This window comes from Actinomadura latina NBRC 106108 (assembly GCF_001552195.1).
GTDB lineage: Bacteria > Actinomycetota > Actinomycetes > Streptosporangiales > Streptosporangiaceae > Spirillospora > Spirillospora latina.
The window spans coordinates 225,268-248,668 of sequence record NZ_BCQS01000019.1 but is presented as its reverse complement, the minus strand read 5'-3'; the positions used below and the strand labels follow the sequence as shown (position 1 = coordinate 248,668).

22 protein-coding genes and 1 pseudogene are annotated in these 23,401 nt (G+C 71.9%); 14 read left to right on the top strand and 9 right to left on the bottom strand.

Translation table 11 applies throughout. The annotated features are described in order from the left end of the window. Positions 1-47: 47 nt before the first annotated feature. On the bottom strand, positions 48-1,016 hold the full coding sequence (locus tag AL2_RS24900) for an ArsR/SmtB family transcription factor (protein ID WP_067637480.1): 969 nt from the start codon (positions 1,014-1,016) through the stop codon (positions 48-50). A gap of 91 nt (positions 1,017-1,107) precedes the next feature. On the opposite strand from AL2_RS24900, the gene AL2_RS24895 reads away from it, so the two are divergent. Further along, positions 1,108-1,575, top strand: coding sequence for a pyridoxamine 5'-phosphate oxidase family protein (locus AL2_RS24895; RefSeq protein ID WP_067637477.1), 468 nt, complete (start codon positions 1,108-1,110; stop codon positions 1,573-1,575). Between the two features lie 36 nt (positions 1,576-1,611). Continuing rightward, a complete protein-coding gene (locus AL2_RS24890) occupies positions 1,612-2,193 on the top strand; it encodes a dihydrofolate reductase family protein (protein WP_067637475.1) in 582 nt (193 codons plus the stop codon). 137 nt (positions 2,194-2,330) lie between these two features. Here AL2_RS24890 and AL2_RS37675 read toward each other — a convergent pair whose 3' ends face one another. Continuing rightward, on the bottom strand, positions 2,331-2,471 hold the full coding sequence (locus AL2_RS37675) for a hypothetical protein (protein WP_157438342.1): 141 nt from the start codon (positions 2,469-2,471) through the stop codon (positions 2,331-2,333). A gap of 153 nt (positions 2,472-2,624) precedes the next feature. Here AL2_RS37675 and AL2_RS24885 point away from each other — a divergent pair, with 153 nt between their 5' ends. Continuing rightward, the gene (locus AL2_RS24885) at positions 2,625-4,541 is read left to right on the top strand and encodes a hypothetical protein (RefSeq protein ID WP_067637473.1); all 1,917 of its coding nucleotides are present in this window, start codon (positions 2,625-2,627) and stop codon (positions 4,539-4,541) included. 23 nt (positions 4,542-4,564) lie between these two features. Here AL2_RS24885 and AL2_RS36740 read toward each other — a convergent pair. Continuing rightward, positions 4,565-4,813: pseudogene (locus AL2_RS36740) on the bottom strand (IS5-like element IS4811 family transposase); the annotation flags it as partial. A gap of 72 nt (positions 4,814-4,885) precedes the next feature. On the opposite strand from AL2_RS36740, the gene AL2_RS24880 reads away from it, so the two are divergent. Genes AL2_RS24880 through AL2_RS24855 form a run of 6 tightly spaced genes read left to right on the top strand, consistent with a single transcriptional unit; the run spans position 4,886 to position 7,798 of the window. Beyond that, on the top strand, positions 4,886-5,218 hold the full coding sequence (locus tag AL2_RS24880) for a transposase (protein WP_083946869.1): 333 nt from the start codon (positions 4,886-4,888) through the stop codon (positions 5,216-5,218). A 57-nt stretch (positions 5,219-5,275) separates the two neighbouring features. Then, the gene (locus AL2_RS24875; RefSeq protein WP_168444598.1) at positions 5,276-5,557 is read left to right on the top strand and encodes an IS3 family transposase; all 282 of its coding nucleotides are present in this window, start codon (positions 5,276-5,278) and stop codon (positions 5,555-5,557) included. A gap of 21 nt (positions 5,558-5,578) precedes the next feature. Beyond that, a complete protein-coding gene (locus AL2_RS24870) occupies positions 5,579-5,857 on the top strand; it encodes a DDE-type integrase/transposase/recombinase (protein WP_083946867.1) in 279 nt (92 codons plus the stop codon). A 24-nt stretch (positions 5,858-5,881) separates the two neighbouring features. Further along, entirely contained in the window at positions 5,882-6,079 is a 198-nt protein-coding gene (locus AL2_RS24865) for an integrase core domain-containing protein (RefSeq protein WP_067637467.1), read from the top strand. Between the two features lie 9 nt (positions 6,080-6,088). Next, positions 6,089-7,027 carry a sigma-70 family RNA polymerase sigma factor gene (locus AL2_RS24860; protein ID WP_067637465.1) on the top strand — a complete coding sequence of 313 codons (939 nt, stop codon included), beginning with the start codon at positions 6,089-6,091 and terminating at the stop codon, positions 7,025-7,027. Positions 7,028-7,030: 3 nt separating this feature from the next. After that, the gene (locus AL2_RS24855; RefSeq protein ID WP_067637463.1) at positions 7,031-7,798 is read left to right on the top strand and encodes an alpha/beta fold hydrolase; all 768 of its coding nucleotides are present in this window, start codon (positions 7,031-7,033) and stop codon (positions 7,796-7,798) included. Between the two features lie 612 nt (positions 7,799-8,410). Here the strand turns inward: AL2_RS24855 and AL2_RS24850 are convergent. Then, complete coding sequence (locus tag AL2_RS24850; RefSeq protein ID WP_067637461.1) at positions 8,411-9,523, bottom strand: diacylglycerol/lipid kinase family protein; 1,113 nt, start codon at positions 9,521-9,523, stop codon at positions 8,411-8,413. Positions 9,524-9,905: 382 nt separating this feature from the next. Here AL2_RS24850 and AL2_RS38670 point away from each other — a divergent pair, with 382 nt between their 5' ends. Then, positions 9,906-12,434, top strand: a complete 2,529-nt coding sequence (locus AL2_RS38670; protein WP_210747929.1) for a winged helix-turn-helix domain-containing protein — start codon at positions 9,906-9,908, stop codon at positions 12,432-12,434. A 47-nt stretch (positions 12,435-12,481) separates the two neighbouring features. Here AL2_RS38670 and AL2_RS24840 read toward each other — a convergent pair whose 3' ends face one another. Both AL2_RS24840 and AL2_RS24835 read right to left on the bottom strand, forming a co-directional pair. After that, positions 12,482-12,718 (bottom strand): DUF8691 family protein, encoded by a 237-nt coding sequence (locus tag AL2_RS24840; protein ID WP_067637457.1) that lies wholly within the window; start codon positions 12,716-12,718, stop codon positions 12,482-12,484. A 68-nt stretch (positions 12,719-12,786) separates the two neighbouring features. Beyond that, positions 12,787-13,410, bottom strand: coding sequence for an HdeD family acid-resistance protein (locus AL2_RS24835; protein ID WP_168444600.1), 624 nt, complete (start codon positions 13,408-13,410; stop codon positions 12,787-12,789). Positions 13,411-14,036: 626 nt separating this feature from the next. Between AL2_RS24835 and AL2_RS24825 the strand changes: the two genes are divergently transcribed. Then, positions 14,037-14,561 (top strand): hypothetical protein, encoded by a 525-nt coding sequence (locus AL2_RS24825; protein ID WP_067637450.1) that lies wholly within the window; start codon positions 14,037-14,039, stop codon positions 14,559-14,561. 87 nt (positions 14,562-14,648) lie between these two features. Here the strand turns inward: AL2_RS24825 and AL2_RS24820 are convergent, their stop codons facing one another. Both AL2_RS24820 and AL2_RS24815 read right to left on the bottom strand, forming a co-directional pair. Then, positions 14,649-16,325, bottom strand: coding sequence for an MFS transporter (locus AL2_RS24820; RefSeq protein ID WP_083946865.1), 1,677 nt, complete (start codon positions 16,323-16,325; stop codon positions 14,649-14,651). Positions 16,326-16,411: 86 nt separating this feature from the next. Beyond that, positions 16,412-17,815, bottom strand: coding sequence for a DUF2252 domain-containing protein (locus AL2_RS24815; protein WP_067637448.1), 1,404 nt, complete (start codon positions 17,813-17,815; stop codon positions 16,412-16,414). A 290-nt stretch (positions 17,816-18,105) separates the two neighbouring features. Here AL2_RS24815 and AL2_RS24810 point away from each other — a divergent pair, with 290 nt between their 5' ends. Together AL2_RS24810 and AL2_RS24805 are read left to right on the top strand one after the other, a co-directional pair. Continuing rightward, positions 18,106-18,525 (top strand): SHOCT domain-containing protein, encoded by a 420-nt coding sequence (locus AL2_RS24810; RefSeq protein WP_067637446.1) that lies wholly within the window; start codon positions 18,106-18,108, stop codon positions 18,523-18,525. A 384-nt stretch (positions 18,526-18,909) separates the two neighbouring features. Next, a complete protein-coding gene (locus AL2_RS24805; protein WP_157438341.1) occupies positions 18,910-20,025 on the top strand; it encodes an L-type lectin family protein in 1,116 nt (371 codons plus the stop codon). Positions 20,026-20,104: 79 nt separating this feature from the next. Here AL2_RS24805 and AL2_RS24800 read toward each other — a convergent pair whose 3' ends face one another. Further along, a complete protein-coding gene (locus AL2_RS24800; RefSeq protein WP_083946864.1) occupies positions 20,105-23,014 on the bottom strand; it encodes a helix-turn-helix transcriptional regulator in 2,910 nt (969 codons plus the stop codon). Between the two features lie 171 nt (positions 23,015-23,185). Here AL2_RS24800 and AL2_RS37665 point away from each other — a divergent pair, with 171 nt between their 5' ends. After that, positions 23,186-23,392 carry a hypothetical protein gene (locus AL2_RS37665; RefSeq protein WP_157438340.1) on the top strand — a complete coding sequence of 69 codons (207 nt, stop codon included), beginning with the start codon at positions 23,186-23,188 and terminating at the stop codon, positions 23,390-23,392. The last annotated feature ends 9 nt before the right edge of the window (positions 23,393-23,401 follow it).

Sequence of the window (23,401 nt, the reverse complement as noted above, 5' to 3'; positions counted from 1 at the left end):
GAGCCCACGACCGGCTGGTTGCACTCCGGCCTTCTCGTTCGCTCTTGTCATGCGCCGCGGAGCGCGTCGCCTTGCGCGGTGCGCGTGTAGATGACGAGACGGCCCTCGCGTCGGCGGGTGACGAGACCGGTTCGGCGGAGAACCGAGAGGTGGTCGCTGACTCCGCTGGGGCCGACGCCGAGCCGCCGGGCGAGTTGGAGTGTGGCCGCGGGACGATCCAGCTCCCGCAGGATCTGGGCCCGGCGGCGTCCGATCAACGTTGCCAGGGCCTCGTCGTCCGAACCTGCGGACTGCCACAGGTTGCCGATTCCGGAGGCCGGGTAGACCAGTGCCGGGTCCCACGGCGGATCGGTGCGCGGCCAGACCTCCGGCCAGGTGAAGGCCGACGGGATCAGTAGCAGTCCGCGTCCGGCGAGGGTGAGGTCGGCGGTGTCCTTCCATGTCGGATGCACGCTGAGGATGCCGGCGTCCCAGGTCACGGTCGGGTGCAGATCGGTGAAGGCGGCCCGCGATCCCAGCGCGACCAGGCTCCGGGCCCGCGAGGCGACCTCCGCCTCCAGGAGCGCGCAGATCGTCGTCCACCGCGGCTCCAGGGCGGCTTCCCAGAACGCGCGCATCTGGTCGACCAGAGCATCCAGGGCGGCGGCCGGGTCATCGACGAGGGCGCGGCCGGCCGCCGGCACGCCGCCGGGGTACCTCTGAACGATCTCGGCGGCGACCTGTTCCGGCCGGGTCGTGCGCACGCGGGCCAGTTCGGCGTCGATCACCGGATGCGGCTCCCGCGGCGGCGGGCTGATGAACACCGGCCAGTACGATCCGCCGAACGGGGCCGCGACGTCCAGCAGCGACAGGTCGAGGCCTCCTACCCGCGGCGCCGCCCAGTCCACCCAGCGCTGGTGCACGAGGGACCGCTCCGGCCGCCGCAGCACGTAGAACGCTCCGAGCAGTTCCATCAGCGGGGCGATCGCAAGCCGGGTCCGCAGCAGGTCGTCCGGGCCGAACCGGTAGCGGATCATGGATTCAGAATAGGCTGAATCTCTCGGCCCGAGCCTGCGCCGCCGGTAGACCTGTCGCGCAAGAGAAGCGACGCCACGCGGGAGACGGCACATGGGCGGCGAACACGACCTCGGCGAGAAGGCCAGGCAGATCATCGACGCGAACCGCTACCTGACACTGGCCACGGCCGATGACGACGGCAGGCCCTGGGCGTGCCCGGTCTGGTTCGCCCACGACGCCTACGCCCACTTCCTCTGGGTGTCGCGACCGGACGCCCGGCACTCGCGCAACATCGCCGCCCGGCCAGAGATCGGCTTCGTCGTGTTCGACTCGGCGGTGGTGCCCGGCACGGCGCAGGCGCTGTACGTCGACGCCGTCGCCGAGGAGGTCGGCGCGGACGAGGTCGAGTCGGCGATCGCGACGTACTCCGTCCGGTCGCAGGCCCAGGACATCGGACCATGGCGAACCGCCGACGTCATCGGGCCCGCCCCGCACCGGGTCTACCGCGCCCGGGCGAGGTCCTGCTCACTGCTCTCGGGCGGTGATCGACGCATCGCCGTCGACCTGGCAAGGAAATAGCGCCACCAGCGGGCGACCAACTCACGAGGAGAGGCCATGGCCAAGGTGATTTCGGGAATCTCAATGTCGCTGGACGGCTTTGTGACCGGGCCGAACGTCACCCGCGAACAACAACTGGGAGACGGCGGGGAGGTCCTGCACCGATGGCTGCACGCCCCGGACCCACGCGACGCCGAAGTGATGGCCGCGATGGCCAAGGACGTGGGCTCGATCCTGATGGGCCGACGGTCCTACGACCTGGCCGAGGGCGACGGCGGCTGGGGCGACGGCGGCCCGGCCGGACCGATGCCGTGCTTCGTGCTCACCCACAACCCACCGGCCCCGGAGACCATCCGGGCGCCATCGGTGTTCACCTTCGTCACCGAAGGCATCCACAGCGCGATCGAGCAGGCGAAAGCGGCGGCCGGCGACAAGGTGGTCGGCGTGCACGGCGCCGGCGCCGCCCAGCAGTGCCTTGCCGCCGGCCTGATGGACGAGATCCAGATCCACCTGATCCCCGTCCTGCTCGGCAGCGGCACCCGGCTGTTCGAGCAGCTGGGCGGCCGATACCAGCTCGAACCCACCATGGTGACGGACACTCCGAACGCCACCCACCTGCGATTCCGGGTGGTCCACTGACCGACCTCCCCGGGCCGCAAAGCCCGGTCGCAGGAACATATCCGCAGATCCCGGTCGCTTCACAACCCACCGGCCAACCCCTCTGCCCCAGTCACCCGCACATCGGCAGACCAGCGCTTCCGTCTGCGGGCCTTGGCTTAGGTGCCGGAGGCCATGTAGGCGGCGAGGATGTATTTGGGGCGGCGGACGTCCCATCGGTCGCCTTCCCGTGCATCTTGAGGACCCTTGAAGCCTTCGAGCGCCTGCCTGATGGCGACCGGCCGCACGACCCCGAGCACGAACGGTACGCCACGTCCTCACCGAACGGGTGGCACGCTCCACTGATCGGGAGCCGCTGAGGCAGTGGCACAGGCGAATGAGGAGTTCCACCCCGGTCCTTGCGCGACCTGGAGGCAACTCTTCCCGGCCCCACCCGGCGATATCGTCGTTAAGTGATCTTTGAGGGCGTCGACGACATTCCGTGGGGCGAGTTCACCTACGCCTACTGGGGCCGCTGCGATGTGCCTGCTCTCCTGCGCTCCCTGCTCGTCGCCGACGAGGCCTTCGAGGCCGTGGACGAGTTGCTCAACGAGCTGTATCACCAGGGCGGCTTCGTCTGCACGGCCGCCCCGGTGATTGTGCCGTTCCTCATGGAGGCCGTCGAGTCGCCGCGCGTTCCGTGCCGTCCGGAGGTGCTGGAGATCCTCGCGCGGCTCGCGGAGACGGCCGCGGTGGTCCCCGCTCGCTTCGTGGCCGCCGACTGGCCTCGGGCGTGGGCGCGGGCGCGTCCCCGCCTGCTCACCCTGCTCAGTGACCAAGACCCGTCCGTCCGAACGGGTGTGATCTGGGCGCTCTGCAATGACATCGCGAACCCAGACGAGGTCGCCCGGGCCCTCGTCGCCGGGTGGCCCGACACCGACGCCTCGGTCCGGACCGACACCCTGCTCGCCCTCGGAGACCTTGCCAAGCGCCTCTCGGCGGCCGTCCTGCCCGAGATCCTCATCTTCCTGCGTGACCAGGCGGACAGCGCCGACGCGCAGCAGGCGATGTACGCGACCCTCGCGCTGGCCGAGGCGCTCCCCGGCCGACCGGTCCCCACCGCCCCGATCGTCGCAGGGCTCACCGCCGGGCCCGTCCCGCTGCCGCACAGCAACCTCGCCTCGCGCGACCCCGCCCGTACGGTCGGGAACGTGCTGCGGGATCTCGACCGGCAGAGCAACCAGGCGGCCTGTATCACCCTGCTCGCCCACCCCGAACAGCACCTGCGCGTCGCAGCCGTCAGTGCCGCGGGCGAAGCGCTCGTCCACACGCGCGCACCCGGCCTGCTCTCCGCGCTGCGCGGTTGCGTGGACACCCTGGACGATCCGGCTCCTGCTCTGCGGATCCTCGCCGCGCACGCCCGTCGCGAGGACGCCGGCGACGCCGACCTCATGGCGGCCCACCTGGACGGGCCGTCGGGGGACGTCGCGCTCTGGGGCCTGGCCTGGTCCGGCGACGACCGCGCCGTCCCCTGCCTCGTCGACCTGCTCGCCCGGCAGGAGAGGGGATTCACTCTTAACGAGCAGCGCGCCGGGAAGCTCGGCTTCTGGCCGAATGCGCCCTCGCTCACGGAGTTGCTGACGCCGTGCGCGCCTTGGGCGGACTCCCTGATCCCCGCGATCTCCCCGCATCTGCGCCCGGAAGCCGCCGGCGACCTCCGGCGGTCCCTGCTGGAGTGCCTCGCCGGGTGGGCCGCCACGCAGGCCTTCGAGGTCGCGCGGGTCGTCCCGGAACTCGCCGCGCTCCTTGACCGCGACGAGTGGGGTCGGGCGGCCGGAGTACTCGGCGCGATCGGCCCTGAGGCGGCGCAGGCATCCCCCGAGTTGGAACGGCTGCTCGGCACGGGCGAGCGGAGGATGCTCATTGAGATCGCCTGGGCGCACTTCCGGGTGACCGGCGATCCCGAGCCCGCCCTGCAGATTCTGGGTCCGCGCCTGGGCGAGGACCACCACGTCTCCCGCCGCCTCGGCGACCTCGGCCCGCACGCCGCCGCCCACGTACCGACGCTGCGGCTACTGGCAAAGGCCCTCGACGACTGGACGGCCCACGAGGCCGCCCACGCCCTCATCAAGATCACCGGCGATCCAGACGAAGGCGCCCACATCCTTATCCGCCCTATCCGGGAACTCCTCGAAGGCCGCCCGCTCCCCGTCGCAATGGCCGCCGCCCGAGCCCTCGCCGGCGTGGACGGTCTGCCCGGCGGCCATCTCGCCATCATGAGGGACGTCCTGGCCGACGACCGCCGCCACAGCTACTGGGGAGGCGTCACGGCGATCAGCGAGGACCTGAAACTGCGCGCCCTGATCACCGACCGGCTATCGCGCGCCTGAGTGCGTGTTCGAGAAGGACCTTGTTATTGGTAGGCGAGGGGGCGTGGGCCTTGGCGGACGGCGGGTCGTGCACCGCGGGCCAGGCGGCGGGTCATGAGGCCGATGGCGGCCCAGCGGATCATGGCTTCGCTGGTGGCGGAGTGGCGTTCGTAGTCGCGGGCCAGGCGCCGGTGTGCGGTGAGCCAGGCCAGCGTCCGCTCGACCGCCCACCTGCATGGACGCACGGCGAACCCTTTCTGGTCGATGGGCTTGCGGACGATGTCCAGGGTGGTGCGCAGGGTGCCTGCGGCTCAGTCGACCAGCCGTGAAGCCCACCGGGTTCGGTGAAGTCCTCCAAGCCAGTCATGATCTTGGCTGGCAGGGAGGAGAATCCCCGCGATGGCAGTACCACGCAAATACCCCAGGAGCTGCGGGACCGGGCCGTCCGGCTGGCGTTGGAGTCCGATCGGCCGATCGCCCAGATCGCGGCCGATCTGGGCATCCACCGCGAAGCCCTGCGCACTTGGGTGCGGCAGGCCCAGGCCGGCGCCGGCAGCGCCCTGAGCAGCTCACCAGTGCTGAGCGTGAGGAGCTCAAGCGACTGCGCAAGGAGAACAACGAGCTCAGGCGCGCCAGAGATCCTCAAAGCGGCCTCCGCGCTTTTCGCCGCCGAGCTCGGCCAGCCCCGGACGAAGTAGTCATAGTGATCGACCACCTGCGTGACCGCTTCGGGGCCTGTGCCGGTGTGCCGGGTCTTGGACCTGTGCCCGGGCACCTACTACGGCCGCAAACGCCGTCCGCCGTCCGCCGTCCGCCGTCCGCCGTCCGCCCGCGCCCAGCGCGACGCGGTGCTGATCAAGCAGATCACCGACGTCCATCAGGCCAGTCACGGCACCTATGGCGCCTACCGGGTGCACAAGCAACTGCGCCGACAAGGCGTGCAGGTGGCGCGGTGCACGGTGGAACGGCTGATGCGCGCCCGCGGCCTGCAGGGCGTGCACCGCCGCGACCGGCGACGCACCACCACCCCGGACTAGACGGCGCCACGACCGCCGGACCTGGTCAACCGGCAGTTCACCGCCGACCGCCCGGACCGGTCGTGGCTGGCGGACGTCACCTATGTGCGCACCTGGGAGGGCTGGGTGTACGTGGCGTTCGTGCTGGACGCCTTCTCCCGCCGCATCGTGGGCTGGCAACTGGCCGATCACCTGCGTACCGACCTGCCGCTGGACGCGCTGGAGATGGCGCTGTGGCAACGCGGCCGCGAAAGGCCAGTGCGGCCGCGCACCTTGATTCATCACTCCGACCGGGGCTGCCAGTGCGTCAGCTTCCGCTAAACCACCAGGCCGGCCGACCCGGGCGTGACCGCCTCGGTCGGCTCGGTCGCCGATTCGTATGACAACGCGATGGCCGAGTCGCTGAACGCCACCTTCAAGACCGAACTGATCCACCGCCGCACCTGGCGCACCCGAGACCAGGTCGAGTACGCCATCGTCGAATGGGTCGGCTGGTACAACGACCGCCGGCTGCTGCTCGGTCCGGTCAAAATCCTGAATTAGTGTGGGTGCGTGGTCTTCGCGGAGCGGTTGGAAGCGCACCGGGTCGACCTGACCGGCTATTGCTACCGCATGCTGGCCTGCGCCGCTGAGGCTGAGGACGCCGTTCAGGAGACTCTGGTCCGCGCCTGGAAGAACGCCGATCGCTTCGATGAGCGCAAAGCCGGTCTGCGCACCTGGTTGCACAGGATCGCCACCAACGTCTGCCTCGACATGACCCGTAGTGTCCAGCGGCGCGCGCTGGCGATGGACCTCGGCCCGTCCTCGCCCGCCGGCGCTTTCCTCGGCGCGCCGCTGGGTGCCGCCGCCTTCGTCCAGCCGGTCCCCGACCGTCTTGTGCTGCCCGTTGACGGCGATCCGGCCGAGCTGGCCGCCGGGCGCGAAACGATCCGGTTGGCGTTCGTCGCCGCCCTGCAGGCCCTGCCGCCGAGGCAGCGGGCCGTCCTCATCCTGCGTGAGGTGCTCTGCTGGTCGGCGGAGGAGGTGGCCGGGCTGCTCGACACCAGTCCGGCTGCGGTCAACAGTGCTCTGCAGCGAGCACGTGCCACCATGTCCGCACGCCGCGCGACGGGCGGGGGCGGCGAGGTCGACGAGGATCTGATCGAGCGGTACGTCAAGGCGTTCACCGCCTACGACGTCGACGGTCTGGTGTCGCTGCTCCACCAGGACGCCACCATGTCGATGCCGCCGTTCGCGTGGTGGCTCAGCGGCCGGGAAACGATCCGGGCCGCCCTGCTGGGCGCGGCCGGTGCCTGCGCCGATGACCGGCTGGTCCGTACGGCGGCCAACGGATCGCCGGCATTCGCGCAGTACCGCGACGGGAAGGCGTTCGGCCTGGTCATCATCGATTCTCGCGACGGACTGATCACCAGCACGACGACCTGCCTCGAACCTTCCCTGTTCGAGTTGTTCGGATTGCCGATGAGTACGGCGCCGCCGTCCCGTATGTAGAGCATGACCGACATCGTTCCCATGTGGCATGACCAGCGCGGCGAGGGCGACCCGGTGGTGCTCCTGCACGGCGGGCTGACCGACAGCCGCTGTTTCACCGGCAACCTCGACGGGCTGGCCGACACCTTCAGGATCTACCTGCCCGACCGCCGCGGCCATGGCCGCACGCCCGACGCCCCCGGCCCGATCACCATGGAGCTCATGGTGCGGGACACGATCGCGTTCTTGGAGCAGGTGGTGGTCGGCGGCCCGGCCCGGCTGGTGGGCTACAGCGCCGGCGGGACGGTAGCGCTGTGGGTGGCGATGCGCCGCCCTGACCTGGTCGAACGCCTCGTCCTGGTCAGCGCGGCCTACGACCTGGACGGACTGATCTTCAAGCCGTCGGCGGACGGCGAGATGCCCGCCGAACTCGTCGACGCCTACGCCGAGGTGTCGCCCGACGGCCGTGACCACTTCGCGGTCGTCATCGGCAAGATCGCGCACGCGGCCGCGACCGAGCCGGGCCTGGACCCGGCCGAGCTGGGCGCAGTGACAGCCCGGACCCTCATCATGACCGGCGACGACGATCTGGTCACGCTCGACCACACGGTGGCGCTCTACCGGGCGCTGCCCACCGCCGAACTGGCCGTGCTGCCCAACGCCAGCCACCTGCTGCTGATGGAGCACCCCGAAACGGTGCGCGCCATGGTCCTGGCGTTCCTGACCACAGACGCAGCCCCGACGTACATGCCCATCGCACGCGCCCACCAGGCCACTCCCGAAGAGCGGTGACCACAGGGATTACGAGGTGCTAGATCCAACCGCGACGTGCGCCAACGCGTCCCGGACCGCATCGAAGCCTCCGACGATGTGACTCAGAGGTGAGCGGTCACCGGGCACCGCTTCCGCAACCTCTCGCCGCACGCCTGTCGGCAGAGCTGAGCGTGCGGTCTGGGGCTCTTGGCGCAGGCATCGAACGCAGCGGCAACCGGCGGTGCCGACCGGGGAGTAGGGCGGGCAGCCACCGTGCTCGCCCAAACCGGAACCCACGCTGGCTGTGGCGGCCACCCTCGCTCCGCGAGCTGGGACTGCCCGTCGTCCCACCGGGCGAGCGGCTGGCCCAGGTGCGCGAGACCGTGACGGCGCTGCGTGGTCTCGACGGCGCCGCCCTGCGCACGCCGGTGGTGATGGCCGTGCGCGGGCCGAAGGCCCGGGAACTGGCGGCCGGCCTCGCGGACACGGTCGCCTTCGCGTTGATGCCGGGAGACGATCGGGCGGAGATCACCCGGGTGGTGCGGGACTTCCGCGCCCTCGCCACCCGGGACATCGAACTCCCGCAGCACCCGGCGGCGATCAGACCTGCCGCCGCGGACTCCTCGACCGGGACTGGCACGCTCGGTAACCTCACACACTGCGACCGTGGGAAAAGGCCAGGTGGGACAGCCTCCGCCAGTCCAGTCGGGGTCTGGGCGGTGGCGTCATGCGGTGGTCGCGCGGCACCCGGACGCGAAGCCCGCCCGGTTGGATTCCACAGATGACGGGGGTCGGCAGGGTGAGCGCTTCGCCGTCGACGCCGACGGGTATCTCGCCGCACTCGGAGTCGATGACGACTTCGCTCGCCGTCAGCATGGAGAGGCCGGGGCCGTGCCGGCCCCGCAGCAGTCCGGCGGCCTGTGCCGCGCTGTCCACGGTGACGGCCAGAACGCCGAGGACGCCTGCGTCCAGCCGCTCACGGCGCCCGAACCCTGACGGGTCGCCGCCCTGGTAGGGGTTGTTGCTGACGAGGAGGGCCTGCGGAGCTTCGATGAGCACGTTGCCGGCGCGGACGCTCAGGCGTGGTCCCTGATGGTGGGTCAGCAGTTCGGGGAGCAGTTGCAGGCTGGTGCGGACCTTGCCGTCGCGGTACGCCGGACTCCGCACGATCGCCGCGTAGGCGCCGGCGACGAGTGCCTGTGTGCCGTCCCCTCCGGCGACGCCGAGCAGGTCGGCGCCGGCGGCCACGGCTTCGGCGGCGAGTGCGGCGACGCCCGCGGGGTGTGCGGGGTCGAGCAGCACGACGTCCGCGCCCAGTCCACGTGCCTTGTCGGCCAGGTGGAACCGCTCGACCTTCCCGCCGCCGGATCGCGGATTCATGAAGACCACCGGACGCCGTGCGGGCGGCGCGGGGGCGGGGACGGTCGCCGGGGTGCCGGCTGAGAGCGCGGCCCGTCCGGTCAGCACGGTGAGGGTCCAGAGGGCGGCGGACAGCAGGACGGCCCACAACAGACCCATGGCGATGTAGTACATCGCAGCGGCGACGGGTGCGGCGACGGCCAGGATGCCGGACAGGAACCGGACCAGACCGCGGTGCGTCAGGGCCCACCAGAGCGCGACCACGGTGACGGCCAAGGCCAGCGTCCCGGCCGCGAGCAGCGTGATGCTTCTGAAGCCGGCGGCGAGCAGCAGCGTCAGCACGGCCAGGGCCCCGAATGCCAGGCAGAGGCCGGCCGTCCATCGCCGGTCGGGGTGGTGGGTCACGCCCCTATGCCATCGCGCCGCCGCCGTGACGGCATCACCTCATCCGGGTGATGCCGTCACGGCGGGCGGGCGGCGGTGCATCTGGCGGCCGTGCTCGGAGAAGTCGGCGGCGAGCGATCCGTGGTGAAGCCCGCCCCTCTTTCCATATTTATAGCTTTGTCGTAGATAAGCGCAAAGATTTCGCCAGGTACCGTTATATGCAAATTTGTCGCTATTTCATTTCTTGTGCGAGCCTCTCGCGAGTGGGGGGAGCATCATGAACGAAGCCTTGCCGCGAGATCCGGCTCCCGGTCGCGAGCGTCCGAGGGCACCGTTGCCGCTCTCCAGGGCGAAGGTGCGCGTGCCCGCCCGCCGCAGCTGGTTCATCACCCGGTATCGCTTGATGGAACGGCTCGAAAAGGGCACACGGGGGCCGCTCACGGTCGTGACGGGGCCTCCCGGGGCGGGCAAATCGGTCGCCGCCGCCTCGTGGGCGACCATGGGCCGCAGGCCCGGGCCGGTCGCCTGGGTCTCCCTGGACGAGTCGGACTACCGTCCGGCTGCGTTCTGGAGTCTCGTGGCAGCGGCGCTGGGGCAGGCGGGAGTGGCCGATGTCCCTCGGCCTTCGGAGCGCGGCCACGACATCTTCCACGCGCGACTCATGTTGGCCCTGTCCGGCCGCGCGTCCCCGGTCGTCCTCGTACTGGACGACTTCCGCCCGCCGGCCGGCTCCGACCTGGCTCGCGACGTGGCCCGCGTCCTCAAGGGGGCCGGTCCGGTGCTGCGGCTGGTGCTGATCTCCCGGACCGACCCGCCGCTTCCTCTGCACCGCTACCGGCTGACCGGCGAACTCGTCGAGATCCGGAGCGCGGATCTGGCCTTCGATGACGACGAGACCCGCGCACTGCTCGCCCACCACGGGGTTTCGGTGACTCCGGCGTCGGTCGGCGCTCTGCGGGAGCGGACCGAAGGATGGGCGGCCGGTCTGCGGCTTGCCGCCATGACGATGGAGGGCCATCCCGATCCCGACGGCTTCGCCGCCGCGTTCGCCGGGGACGACCACGCCGTCGTCGATTACCTCGTCGCGGAGGTGCTGGACGTGCAGCCCGCCGCGGTCCGCCGGCTGCTGCTCAGCCTCAGCGTCTTGGATCGCTTCGACGCGGAACTGGCGGCAGAGCTCGCCGGGCCGGACGCGGGTGAGCTGTTCGCGAGCCTGGTGCGCGAGAACGCCTTCGTCTTGCCGTTGGACCATGGGTGGTACCGCTTCCACTCGCTGCTCGGTGCGGCACTGAACCTGACGCTGCGCCAAGAGCAGCCGGCGGACGCGGCCTCGCTGCACCGGCGCGCGGCGGAATGGTTCAGCCGTACCGGGGCGCTCGAGGAGGCCGCCCGGCACGCCGTGCTGGCCGGAGACCCGGCCTATGCCGCCCGGCTCATCGTCGACGGCCTGGCGATCGGCCGCGTGCTCGGCCTGTCGGACGGACGGACGCTCGTCCCTCTCCTCGGCGATCTCCCGGACCGAGCCCTTACCGGAGCGGCCGAACCCGAAGCGCACCTCGTGGCCGCCGCGGTATCGCTGGACGGGGGAGACGACGCGGCCCGCGCCGCGCACCTGACCCGCGCGGAGCGCCTCCTGGCGGACCTGCCGGGCGACAGGGCGATCCCGGCGCGGCTGGCGGCGGGACTGATCAGGCTCGTCGCCGCCTGCCCGGAGCGGCAGCAGAACCTTCGCGATCTCGTCCACGACCTGGACCGGTGGCTGGACGCCCTGCCGCACGGGTCGTCGCACGACCTTCCAGAGCTGGAGGCCCTGGTCGGCTACGCGCATGGCCTCCTGGAGTTGCGCGCCGGCCGGCCCGGCCGGGCCGAGAGGGAGTTCGAACGCGCCCTGCCCGCCGCGGAGACCGGCGGCGATCTTCAGCGGCGCCGGTGCCTGGGCGCTCTCGCGCTGGCGGGTGCGCTCCAAGGCGGCCTCCGCCGGGCGTCCCGGCTGATCTCGGCGGCGGCGCATTTGCCCGAGGTCTCCACCGGGCCCGCGGGGCAGCGGGTCGCGGCGGTCCATCTCGCCTGCGCTTGGGTGGCCCTGGAGGAGGTTCGCCTGGACGAGGCGCGGGACGAACTGGACAAGGCCCGGGTGGCCAACGCCGAGTCTCCCGACGCTCTCCTCGCCGCTCTGCACGACCTGCTCGCCGCCCGCCTGGACGTGGCCGCCGGCCGGCCCGATCGGGCACTGACCGTGCTGGGCGCCATCGGCGGCGACGCCGCCGGCACGCCGTGGTTCCGGCGCAGGGTGCGGCTGGCCGAGGCCGAGGCGCACCTTGCGGACGATGCGCCGGCGGAGGCGATGGATGCCGCCCGTGAGGCCGGCGGTGCCGAGGGCGCGGTCGCGCGGGCCCGCGTCCACCTGCACGAGCGGCACCCGGCGGCGGCGTCCCGGGCGGTCCGCCCCGTGCTGATGGAGCCGTCCGCCCCGGCCGCGGTCCGGGTGGAGGCATGGCTGCTCGACGCCTGCCTGGCCTACCGGGCGGAAGACCGCTCCCGGGGCCGCCGCTCGCTGGAGCGCGCGCTGCGCCTGGGAGAACGCGAGAAGATCGGGCTGCCGTTCGCCGGGGCCCGGAGCTGGCTGCTTCCCGTGCTGCGCCATGATCCGGAGCTTCTGCGGCCGCACCGCCGGTTCCTCCGGCCGCTCGGCCTGGGAGGGAACCCCGATGCCGGAGATGCCGCCGCCCCCGCCATCATGGCCCGGCTGAGCAAGCGGGAACTGGAGGTGCTGACCCTGCTCTCCAGGATGCTGACCACGGACGAGATAGCCACCGAGATGTACATCTCGGTCAACACCGTGAAGACCCACCTGAAGAACATCTACCGAAAGCTCGCGGTGACCCGCCGGGGCGAGGCGGTCCGCCGCGCACGTCGGTACCGGCTGCTGTGATCCCGTCCCGGCGGGCCGGACCCGGGATCATGGCGGGGGACCCGGGATCATGGCGGGGCGGGCGGGAGCCGGCGAATTTCGATCAGCTCGAATCCGAGCGCCTGGATCCGGTCCAGGATTCCGTACAGGGCCGCCTGATCCAATCCCCGGCCGCACAGCACCGTCTCGGCCGGGTTGAGCGTGATGCTGAGTTCCTCGAAGGCGAGCCGGAGCGATTCGCCCACCCGGCCGTTGATCCTTATCTCGTAGTCGCACCCCGCCTGCGGTGCGCCGTTGCGCGACATCGGTCCGTCGTCTCCTCTCGCCCCGTCCGGCGCGGAGCCATCGTTTCCGGGGGCGTCACCGTGCGGCGTCACCGTGCGGCGTCACCGTGCGGGTGCGCCTGCTTGTCGGCGTGCCGGATCCCGAGGGTGACGAGGACGCTGATGATCCCCCAAGTGATCAACCAAAGACCGAACAGCCAGGTCAGGGCCACGAGACTGGCCGCCGGGTAGGCCAGGACGATGATTCCGGCGGCCACCGAAAGGCCGGCCAGGAGCAGTTCGGGGCCGCGGCCGGGCCGCTCCCTGTCCGAGAGCACGGCGATGGCTTCGATGATGCCTCCGATCAGCCAGAACATACCGAACAGCACCGCGAGCACGGCGACGGTCTGGAACAGGTGGCGCATGGCGAGGACGCCGATCGAGAGCGAGAGGACCCCGAGGACGGCCATGAGGGTACGGGTGCCGGCGGTGAGGCCGCCGGTGACCGACTGCGCGATCCGGACGACGCCGTTGATGATGAGCTGGAGCCCGATGAGCACGGCCAGCACGCTGACGGTGACACCGGGCCAGGCCACGACGACGACGCCCAGCAAGAATGAGATGCCGCCGAGGGTCAGGGCCATCGCCTGGTGCTCGTTCACCATGTGCGTGAGCGTCGTGCCCTGCCCGCGACCAGGGACGGTTCCGCCCGTCCTCGGAGATGTCGTCGACATCGTCGCTCCTCCCATGTTGACGTATTACGTCTGGTTTCCCGGCCTCCCGGACGGCTTACGCGTCCCGGACGGGCCCTGTATCGAAATGACACCGTTCGGGCAGGTCGGACCGCATCCTCCACCGCGGGTGATGGAGGTGCTATCCGGTTCACCCGCTGAGGGTGAGCCCCCAGCACCGTCGCCGGGCGATTCTGCGAGTGACCCATGGAATGAGGAGGTTCACATGTCACAGCGCATTTCCACGCGGACGACCCCGGTGACGCCGGCGCCCGGGGGACCGGCCGCGCCGCGCTGACCGCGTGGACGGCCGAAGCGCGGCGGCCCCGTGCCGCCCGCGCCGGGTGGGAGCGGCTGCCGCTCTACTGCCGCTGCTGCCCGGTGCTGTTCGCCTGCGGGGGCGGAAGTCCGGTCTTGACTACCTGTGTACGGGATACCGGGAGTTCTTCGACCACATCGACCAGCCGATGCAGGTCATGGCCGCCCTTCTCCGCAGCGGCCGTGACGTGACCGAGGTCATGAACGTCATCTCGCGAGCGTGAGCGCTCATCCGGGGCGCGTGAAGCTGCGGCTTCCCGGCGTGCCGATGCTGAAGACCCCCATCGAGATGCGGCAGGAGTACAGGAGTGATGGACGGGCGGCGAGTTGACGAGCGGCGAAGGACGGCCGAGCTGGACGACCGGGAGCGCGCGGACTACGCGGGCGCCGTCTACGGGTCTTTGCTGGCCGCGTCGGTGGTCGTGGGGGCGAGCCCGCGAGATGAACCGGCGCCGGCCCCGACACTCGTCGCGCTGCTGCTCGCGACCGGGCTGGTCTTCTGGCTGGCGCACGTGTACGCGAGCCTCGCCGGCGACCGGCAGCACGGCCTGCGGATGAACGGGGCGGAGATACGGTCGGCCGGCCGGCGCGAGTGGCCGCTGGCGCAGGCGGCCATACCGCCTGCGGCGGCCGCGGCCGCCTGCCGGCTGGCGGACCTGTCCGATGCGGCGGCCTCTTGGACGGCGCTGTTCGTGGCTCTCGGAGGGCAGGTCGGATGGACCCTGGCCGCCGGGAGGCGGGCCAAGGCCGGCGTCTCCCTGATCGTCGTGTCGGCAGTGGTCAACCTGCTGCTCGGTCTGCTGATCGTCGCGCTGAAAGTGATGCTCACCCACTGATCGGCGGGGTCGTGCGGCAGCGTTTCGTACCGTCTCGGCCGTTTCTGCCTGCGCCGGGGCCGATCCGCTCACCCCGATTCCTACCGCTTAAGCATTGTCGTCCGGGAGCCAGGTGGGGGAGCGGCTCCGTCCGTCGACGGGCTCCCTCCCCGTCCTCCCGGCACCCGCCGGATCGGCGGGCCCGTCGCCGGGCGCCGACGGCGTCCGCGGGAGGTCGCGGGTGAAGGCCAGCGAGCCCAGAACCAGCAGCGCGGTGGCCAGCAGTCCCGCCTTCAGCGACAGGAGCTGCGCCTCCCCGTAGTTGTCGACGAGCGCGCCGGCGGTGGCCTCGTCGAGGCCCGCCTTCCGCGCGGCCGCCTCGATCTGGCCGGTGGCGACGAAGTCGACGCCGGTACCGGCGGCCACGCCGACCTGCTCGGCGACCTGGGCGCTGACGCGCTCGTCCTGCCCGACCTTCGACACGAACACGCCGGTCAGGCCGGCCAGGACGATCGCTCCGATGAGCGCGATGCCGAGTGAGGAGCCGAGCTGCTGGCCGGTGTACTGCAGGCCGCCCGCCTCCGCCCGGCCGGACGAGCCGACGGAGGACTGCACCAGGTTCCCGAGCTGGGAGACCATCAACCCCATGCCGGTGCCGAGCACCCCCATCGAGATCGCGAAGGCCGGGCCCGCCAGATCCGGACGCACGGCCGCCATCAGTGCCAGGACCGCTCCGCCGGTGAGCACCAGGCCGGTACGGACGATCGCCCGCACCGAGAACCGGGACGACAGCCGGGATCCGGCCGCGGCGGCGATGAACATCATGACGGAGACGGGCAGCATCCTGACGCCCGTCTCCAGCGCGTTGAGGCCGAGGACCAGCTGCAAGTACAGCGGCATGACGAAGAAGACGCCCATGAGGATGAGGTTCTGGGCGAACAGGCCGATCAGACCGGCCCGGAGCGGCGGCGACCTCAGCAGGCCCAGGTGCAGCAGGGGGTCGCCGGTCGCGCGCTCGCGGTGCCGCTGCCAGGCGGTGAAGCCCCAGAGCAGCGTTCCGCCGGCCGCGATGACGAAGAGGGTCGGCGAGAGGCCGAACGGCTCGACCGGGGCGTCCTTCGGCCGGACCCAGCCCCAGCTGCTCGACTGCAGCGTGCCGAGCACGATCGTTCCGACTCCGCAGGCCGACAGCACGGTGCCCACGAGGTCGAGGCGGGGCGCCGGACGGCTGCGTGCGGGTTCCGCCAGCAGGCGCGCCGCCAGGAGGACGAGCGCGACCAGGACCACCTCGCCGACGAAGATCACCCGCCAGGTCAGCTCGGTCGTCGCCCAGCCGCCGAGGATCGGGCCCACCGCTATGCCGGCGCCCGCGACCCCGCCGATCACGGCGTAGGCGGCCGCGCGCTCGTGTCCCGTGAAGTTGTCGGCGACCAGGGCGACCAGGGCGGGCAGGACCAGCGCGGCGCCGATGCCCTCCAGCATCGACCAGCCGAGCGCGAGGACGGCCAGGGTCGGAGCCGCCGCGGTCAGCGCCGATCCGCAGGCGTAGACGACCAGGCCGGTGACGAAGGCGCGGCGCCGGCCGATGATGTCGCCGATTTTGGCGCCGGTCAGCATGAACATCGCCATCACCAGGCAGTACAGGGTGATGACCGTCTGAATCGCGGGGACCGTCGTGTCGAAGTCGTCCACCAGCGTGCTGATCGAGACGTTCATCACGGACTGGTCGAGGACCATGACGAATTGCGCGGTCGCCAGTGCGATCAGCGGTGCCCATCGTCCCATCGCACGCCTCCGATGCGCCCTGTCCCCGTCTTCGTCCGCACTCGGCCTGTCCGCGTTCCGCTCCGGTCTTCCCGGCGGACGGCCCGTCATGCGGCTTCCGCGGTGACCCGGCCGGCGCGCGCGGCGCCGGCGAGGGCCTCGCGGTCGCGTTCGTTCTGGTCGGCGTAGCCCTCGGCGAACACAGCGAGCGCCCGATCGAAGACGTCGCCGCCGCCGAGGTAGGCCCCGATGGCGATCGGGTCTCCGGAGCGGGCGTGCGCGCGGGCCAGCGAGGCGCCGCAGAGCCGGCCGAAGGCCGTCATGATCTCGGGCGTCATGGTCTCCGGCCGGGCGACGCCCTTCCAGTCGCGCAGCTGGCGGACGTAGAAGTCGCGGCGCCGGCCGTCGATCCCTTCGGCGGTCTCCCAGCCGAGGAAGATGTCGCTCGCGGCCTGCATCAGCCGCTGCCCGGCGACGACACGCTCGCCCTGGTTGGCGTAGTCACTCGCGCCGGTGTACGGGGCCAGGACCGACGCGCCGGCCTCCTTGGCCTGGAGCAGCAGCGGATCGTCGTCGTCCCGCCCCAGCATGAGGACGATCCAGCAGCGGGTGCCCACGCTGCCCACCCCGACGACCTTGCGTGCCATGTCGGCCACGCGGTAGCGCCCGAGCAGGGCCCGGCGCTCGGAGGAGAGACTGCGGCCGTAGTCCTCGATCAGCGCCCGTAGCATCTCGGCCGGTCCGGCCCCCTTCGCCCCGGGAAGCAGGTCGCGGACCGGGGTGATCAGCGGCGGGTCGGGGACGATCCGCCGTACGCCTCCGTCCAAGCGGGTGAGCTTCGCGAAGGCCTGCAGGTTGGTGCGCGTGCGGGCCCGGGACGCGGCGGCGGAGAATCGCCGGCGGGCGCCGCCGCTCAGCCGTTCCGCCCGGATCGAGCTCAGATCGTCGGTGTTGTCCTGCGCGTACCAGATGTCGAGGGTGCGCATACCGGAGAACTCGCGCATCCGCTCCCGGTAGCTCCGCACGCAGGTCCGTACGGCGGCGGCGCGTTCGCGCTCCGAGAACCCGTTGGCGCGGCCGGCGATGGCCAGGCTCGCGGCGAGCCGCTTGACGTCCCACTCCCACGGGCCGGGGAGCGTCTCGTCGAAGTCGTTGATGTCGAACATCAGGTGCCGCTCTGGGGAGGCGAGCAGCCGGAAGTTCAGCATGTGAGCGTCACCGCACAGCTGCACCGGGATCCCGGTGTGGGGCATGGCGCCGAGATCCGAGGCCATGATCGCCGCGGCGCCGCGGTAGAAGTGGAACGGCGACTCCAGCATGCGGCCGTACCGGATCGGCAGCAGTTCGGGGACTCTCGCCGCGGACTGCAGCTCCAGAATGCCGACCGGATCGGGTCGCTCGCCGTCCGGCTCGAACCGTCCGTGGCTCGAACGGGGCACCTTGGCGCGCGCCCGCTTTCCGCACGCCGCCCGCTCGGTCGGCGCCAGGGCGGCAGTGGCGGTGGTGGTCATGGGCGCAACCCCTCTCGTCGGACGTACAGAGGCATCTTCGGCGAGGTCACGGCCGGAAGGCTTCACCCGCGTGGGGTGACTCCAGGCCGATGGCAGAGCCATGGCACCGAAACCGAATCACCCACGGGGGACGTCACGCCGAACCAGTCCGTCGTCGCGTGAAGGCGGCAGCCGGGGGCGGTAGTGCGTCGCACGTCGAGAGCCACCCGCTGCGGGTGATGCAAGGGAAGACGGGTGTGGGGAGCATAGGCGGCATCGGATGCGCAGGGCCTCACGACTGGAGGACCACCATGAACGAGCTCGCCACACCCATCGCCGCCACGGACTACCCCCTGCTGAACATCTTCTGGACCATGCTCTGGTTCTTCCTATGGGTGCTGTTCCTGATGCTGCTCTTCAGGATCATCGCCGACATCTTCCGCGACGACCGGCTGAGCGGCTGGGGGAAGGCGGGATGGTCGGTCTTCGTGATCGTGCTGCCATTCCTCGGCGCCTTCGTGTACCTGATCGCACGCGGCCGGGGCATGGGGGAACGCGACCTGCGAGCGATCCAGAAGCGCGATGAGCAGTTCCGCGCCTACGTTCGTGAGACCGCCGGGACCCCAGAGCCGACCAGCACCAACGAGTTGGTCAGACTGGCCGAGCTCAGGAAGCATGGCGACATCAGCGAGGTGGAGTACCAGCGGGCGAAGACCAAGGTCCTCACCTGATCCACCGCCCGTGCCCACCTCAACCGCGCGCACACCTGGACAAGGTGACGCGCGGCGTTTCCACCGGCTGCCCTGACCCGACGTCAACAACATCGTCTGGCCGCAAGCGTTTCATCGTCACCGACATGAACCAGCGCACGACACCATGCAGACACGCCGACCGAGATCAACGTCTCAAACACGTACTTATCGGTGCTTGTACGGCCTGCCATGTGCCAGGTAATGGCGAAGGTGTGACCACTCGGTGGGATGCCACGCATATTTGCAATGATCTGGTGCCCATGCCGCTACGGGCGCGGAAATGTCCGGTTCACGCCGTGGGGCCGTGTTCCCATGAGAACAGCGGAAGGATCGTTTCGCGAATTCGAGAAGGAAGACCTAAACATGAGACGTGGGATGCCCCGTGCCATCGCGGCGATCGGAATCGCCGCGGTCGTCTCGTCGACCGGGGCCGCCTCGGCGGCGCACCGGGGTCCGGGATGGGCGCCGGTCGAGGAGTCGTTCACCGGAGCCACCGCGGACTCGCGTTTCATCGGGTACGGGGCCGCCTGCCTGACGGGCGCGCGACGCGGAGGCCCGGTGGTGGAGGGCGCGAACCACCCGCTCGGCGGATGCCACCCGGACCCGGCCGGGCCCGTCCCACCGGTCGGTGCGGCGCCGCGCGGGTATCTCCAGCTCACCGATGCCGATTTCGAGGAGACCGGCGCCGTGCTGTTCGACGCGCCGATTCCGGCGGAGGATGGGCTGGAGGTGACCTTCGAGCAGTGGCAGTACGGCAACACCACGCGGACACCGGCGGACGGGATCTCCTTCTTCCTCACCGACGGCGCCGAACGGCTCACCACCCCGGGTGCTTTCGGCGGAAGCCTCGGCTACGCCCAGAAGCTGCCGGACGGCAGGCCCGGCGGTCAGATCGTCCCGGGTGTCGAGGGCGGATACCTCGGCATCGGGCTTGACGTGCTGGGCGACTACTTCGGCGATGGAGAATCGCGCGGGAACGGCTGCGAGCGGCGTTCCCCGGCCGGGACGGGCTTCCAGCCGCCTCCGCCCGGCCCCAACGTCGTGACCGCCCGCGGTCCGGGGAACGGCGCCGATGGGTACTGCTCTCTCGACGCCACGACGAGCAACAAGACGGACACCGGCCCTTGGCCGTCCGCGCTTCCCGGACGTCTGCACGGTGCTTTGCGAAGGATGCCCGCCGGAGTTGCCCCGGCGCGAGCCGAGGCCCTGCTGGAACCGGTGAAACGGGTCGTGCGCGTCACAGTGCCGCCCAGGCCGGACCCGGTGGTGACAGTCGACATCGACTTCCAGGACGGCGAGGGCTTCCAGCGAGTGCTGCGGTTCCGCGCCCCCACGCCCGTCCCGGACACCTTCAAGTTCGGCTTCGCCGCGTCCACCGGACCGCTCACCGACGTCCACCTCATCCGGAAGGTCGCCCTGCGGCCCGTGCACCGCCCCGCCGCGGGCTCCCACCCCGCCGACAATGGAAATGAGACATGAAGGCGGGTCGCCATGAGCACGAAGCGGCGGAGCGTAGAGGTCTACATCGACGACGAGGACGGCCCAAGGCTCCCGGAATTCAATGGCGGGCGACCGTGGCGAAGGCGGTGTGCAACTCGCGGCGGTTGCTGATGGCGAGTTTCCGGTAGGCGCGGGCCAGGTGGGTTTCCACGGTCTTGGTGGTGATGAACAGGTCCTGGGCGATCTGCCGGTTGGTGTGACCGTGCAGGGCCAGCAGCGCGACCCGGCGCTCGGCGGCGGTCAGGGCGTCGATGCCGGTGACGGCCGTCCGGCGGGGGCGCAGGCCGGCGGCGCGAAGTTCGGCGCGGGCGCGTTCGGCGAGGGGGCGGGCGTGCAGGCGGTCGGCGAGCGCCAGCCCCTCCTTCAACGGCCGGGTGCAGGCATCCCGGTCCCCGGTCCGGCGCAGGGCCGCACCCAGGCCGACGAGGGCCCGGGCCTGTTCCAGGGCGGCCGGGGTCCGCTGGAGGGTGGCGGCCGCCTCGGTCAGCAGGGCGATGTCGGGGACGGGACGCGCGACCAGGCCGGAGACGCGCAGCGCGATGCCGATGTCCCGGGTCACGCCGACCTCGCGGGCGCGTTCCAATGCCTGCGCGGCGAGCCGGGCGGCCTGCGGGTGGTCGCCGAGCAGGTCGGCGGCCAGGGCCGCGGTGGTACGCCACGGCAGCAGACCCGGATGGTCGATGCCGTAGATCTGCCCCAGATGGTGTCCGGCGGCGTGGGCCTCCTCCAGCGCCACGTCGGGTCTGCCCTCGGCCAGGGCGAGCTGGGCGCGCACGTGCCGGACCAGCCCCGCCTCCATGGAATCCGCCGAATGCCGGTCGGCCATGCGCAGGGCCTCCGCAGCGGCCGCGCGGTCGCCGTACTCCATCAGCACCCGGGCGAGCAGCCAGCCGATCCAGCCGCCCGCCGACGTCCAGCCGGCCGCGTACGGGACCTGCGCGGCCTCCAGGTCGGCGAGGGCCTCGGGTAGGGAGCCCTGGTTGAGGCGGGACAGCGCACGGTGGTAGCTGGCGTAGCCGTAGGCGAGGGTGTCGCCACGGCGGCGCGCGGCGACCATCGCGGCGGACGCGGCGTCCTCGGCCGCCGTCAGCTCGCCGGCGATGACCAGGCCGTGCAGGGCCAGCCCCAGCAGCGCGCCGTGCGGGGACGGGGTCGGCTCTGATCCGGCGGCCGGTGCGGTCAGCGCACGATCGGCCATGCTCCGCACGAGCGCCGGGGGATCGCCGGCCAGCGCACGCCAGAGGACGATGTGCGCCAGCACGGCGGGCCTGGTGACCGGTCCTCCGTGGCGCGCGCCTTCCAGCAGCGGACGCAGCCGTTCCTCGGCCTTCCGCCGCAGCCGGGGGTGGAAGATCGCGATCGCCAGGCACTCGGCGAGGTCGTCCTGCCGGCCGGGGGCGTACGGTCCGAGCAGACCCAGCGCCTCCTCGCAGGCGGCGGCCGCCCCCGCCTGGTCGCCGCGACCGTGCCGGACCGCCGCGAGCAGCGTCAGCGCCCTGCCCCGGCCGCCGGCGTCGCCGGCGAGCAGCCCGAGCCCCTCGGTCAGGGTGGCCTCCGCGGCGATGTCACCGACGAGCCGCTGAGCCCGGGCGAGTTCCAGCAGCACCTCGCCGCGCAGCCCGGCCGGCGGCGGCTCGCCGACGGCGCGCTGGAGAAGGCGCACGGCGGCGCCGGGGTCGCCGAGGCGCAGCGCCCGGTCCGCGGCCTCGCGCAGCCCGGCGACGGCGGCGGGGTCGCCTTCGGGCTCGGTGGCCAGCAGATGCCCTGCCACCTTCGCCACCCCCTCGCCGTCCGCGGTCAGCAGGTCGGCGGCCCGCCGATGGGCCCTGGAGCGGGTGAACGCCGGCTGGTCGGCGTACACGGCGGCGCCGATCAGGGGATGGACGAAGGACAGCGGGCTGCCCGGCTGGAACAGGTGCGCCGCGGCGAGCGCGTCGGCGGCGTGCCCGGCGGGCTCCACCTCCAGCCCGGCGTGCGCGGCGGCCCGGCGCAGCGGCGTGCCGTCGCCGAGGACGGCGACCGAGGCGGCCAGCCGGGCGGCGTCCCCGGGCAGCCGGGCCAGGCGCACCAGCACCGAGTGCAGCACCGTGTCGGGGACCAGGTCGGGGACGGCACCGGCCACCGGGGCGACCCCGTCGCCGCGCAGGGAGCGCAGCAGCTCGTCGACCAGGAAGGGGTTGCCGCCACTGGCGTGCGCGACCGCGCCGGCGAACGCGCGGTCCGCGGTCGGGAACGCGGCGGTGACCAGCCGGCCGACGGCCTCGTCCGTCAGCGGGGCCGGGGTCAGGAGCCGGCCGCGCGGTCGCGCCATCAGCCGGCGCAGCGTGGCCGTCTCGGTCCAGTCCTCGTCGTCCCGTACGGCGATCACCAGGGCGAGCGGCAGCTGGCCGAGGCGATCGGCCAGCATGGCGAGGAAACTCTGTGACGCCGCGTCGGCCCACTGCGCATCGTCCATCAGCAGCAGAGTCGGCTGCTGTGCCGCACCGGGCATGTCCCACCCGGTCAGGTGTGCCACCAGCCAGCACAACCCCAGCAGGATCGCGCCCGCGGCGGGGTATGGCACGCCCCCGCGCGAAGACTCGCCGTCGCGGTGCGCGGGGGTGAAGAGCCCGGCCGCGGGGGAGGCGGGGCCGCCGAGCAGGCGCCGGCGTTCGTCCGGGCCGGCGGCGGCCAGCGGCCCTGCGAGCAGGTCGACCGCCGCGCCCAGCGCTATCCGGCGCTCCAGGTCCCGTCCGCACCCGGCCAGCACCCGCAGCCCCGCGTCGCGGGCGTACTCGGCGGCGGCGGCGAGCAGCCTGGTCTTGCCCGTTCCGGCCGCGCCGCAGACCACGGTGGCCGAGCCGTCGCCGCGGCCGGCCGCATCGACCGCCTCGCGCAGCCGTGCGACCTCCCGCTCCCGCTCCAGCAGGTCCCCGTCCGCCCTCGGCCGGCGGCCGTCCGCGCGCCGCACGGCTGATCCAGTGCCCATGGCATCCCCCTCGCGGCCCCCGCGGCCTTCGGCGCGGTGCGCGCCGGCCCGTCACCGAACGCCATCACCGTATGTCGCCGGAGCAGTCCCGCCCAGCGCCGGATGCGGCCGGAAAACGTCAGGGTGCCGACCCTGACGCGCGCCCCGCGGAGGCCGGGTGACACTTTCCGCGTGAACGCCTCCCGGCACCATCGACAACCGATCGCGCGGCTCGCGGTGGCCGTCGATCTGATGGCCGAACCCATAACGGGCGTGCTTCGCCACCGGCATGGAGCCGACAAGTCATTCGCCGGATGGGTGGCGCTCGTCCGCGCGGTCGAGCTCGCCCTCGAAGAGGAACGCGGCCACCGCAATCCGCTGCCCAGCCGATCCCGATGAGGATGCTCC

Excerpts from the sequence above, each read along its gene's own strand:
- AL2_RS24900 (WP_067637480.1), bottom strand. The coding sequence starts at position 1,016 with ATGATCCGCTACCGGTTCGGCCCGGACGACCTGCTGCGGACCCGGCTT.
- AL2_RS24895 (WP_067637477.1), top strand. The coding sequence starts at position 1,108 with ATGGGCGGCGAACACGACCTCGGCGAGAAGGCCAGGCAGATCATCGAC.
- AL2_RS24890 (WP_067637475.1), top strand. The coding sequence starts at position 1,612 with ATGGCCAAGGTGATTTCGGGAATCTCAATGTCGCTGGACGGCTTTGTG.
- AL2_RS24880 (WP_083946869.1), top strand. The coding sequence starts at position 4,886 with ATGATCTTGGCTGGCAGGGAGGAGAATCCCCGCGATGGCAGTACCACG.
- AL2_RS24855 (WP_067637463.1), top strand. The coding sequence starts at position 7,031 with ATGACCGACATCGTTCCCATGTGGCATGACCAGCGCGGCGAGGGCGAC.
- AL2_RS38670 (WP_210747929.1), top strand. The coding sequence starts at position 9,906 with ATGGAACGGCTCGAAAAGGGCACACGGGGGCCGCTCACGGTCGTGACG.
- AL2_RS24840 (WP_067637457.1), bottom strand. The coding sequence starts at position 12,718 with ATGTCGCGCAACGGCGCACCGCAGGCGGGGTGCGACTACGAGATAAGG.
- AL2_RS24835 (WP_168444600.1), bottom strand. The coding sequence starts at position 13,410 with ATGTCGACGACATCTCCGAGGACGGGCGGAACCGTCCCTGGTCGCGGG.
- AL2_RS24825 (WP_067637450.1), top strand. The coding sequence starts at position 14,037 with ATGGACGGGCGGCGAGTTGACGAGCGGCGAAGGACGGCCGAGCTGGAC.
- AL2_RS24820 (WP_083946865.1), bottom strand. The coding sequence starts at position 16,325 with ATGGGACGATGGGCACCGCTGATCGCACTGGCGACCGCGCAATTCGTC.
- AL2_RS24815 (WP_067637448.1), bottom strand. The coding sequence starts at position 17,815 with ATGACCACCACCGCCACTGCCGCCCTGGCGCCGACCGAGCGGGCGGCG.
- AL2_RS24810 (WP_067637446.1), top strand. The coding sequence starts at position 18,106 with ATGAACGAGCTCGCCACACCCATCGCCGCCACGGACTACCCCCTGCTG.
- AL2_RS24805 (WP_157438341.1), top strand. The coding sequence starts at position 18,910 with ATGAGACGTGGGATGCCCCGTGCCATCGCGGCGATCGGAATCGCCGCG.
- AL2_RS24800 (WP_083946864.1), bottom strand. The coding sequence starts at position 23,014 with ATGGGCACTGGATCAGCCGTGCGGCGCGCGGACGGCCGCCGGCCGAGG.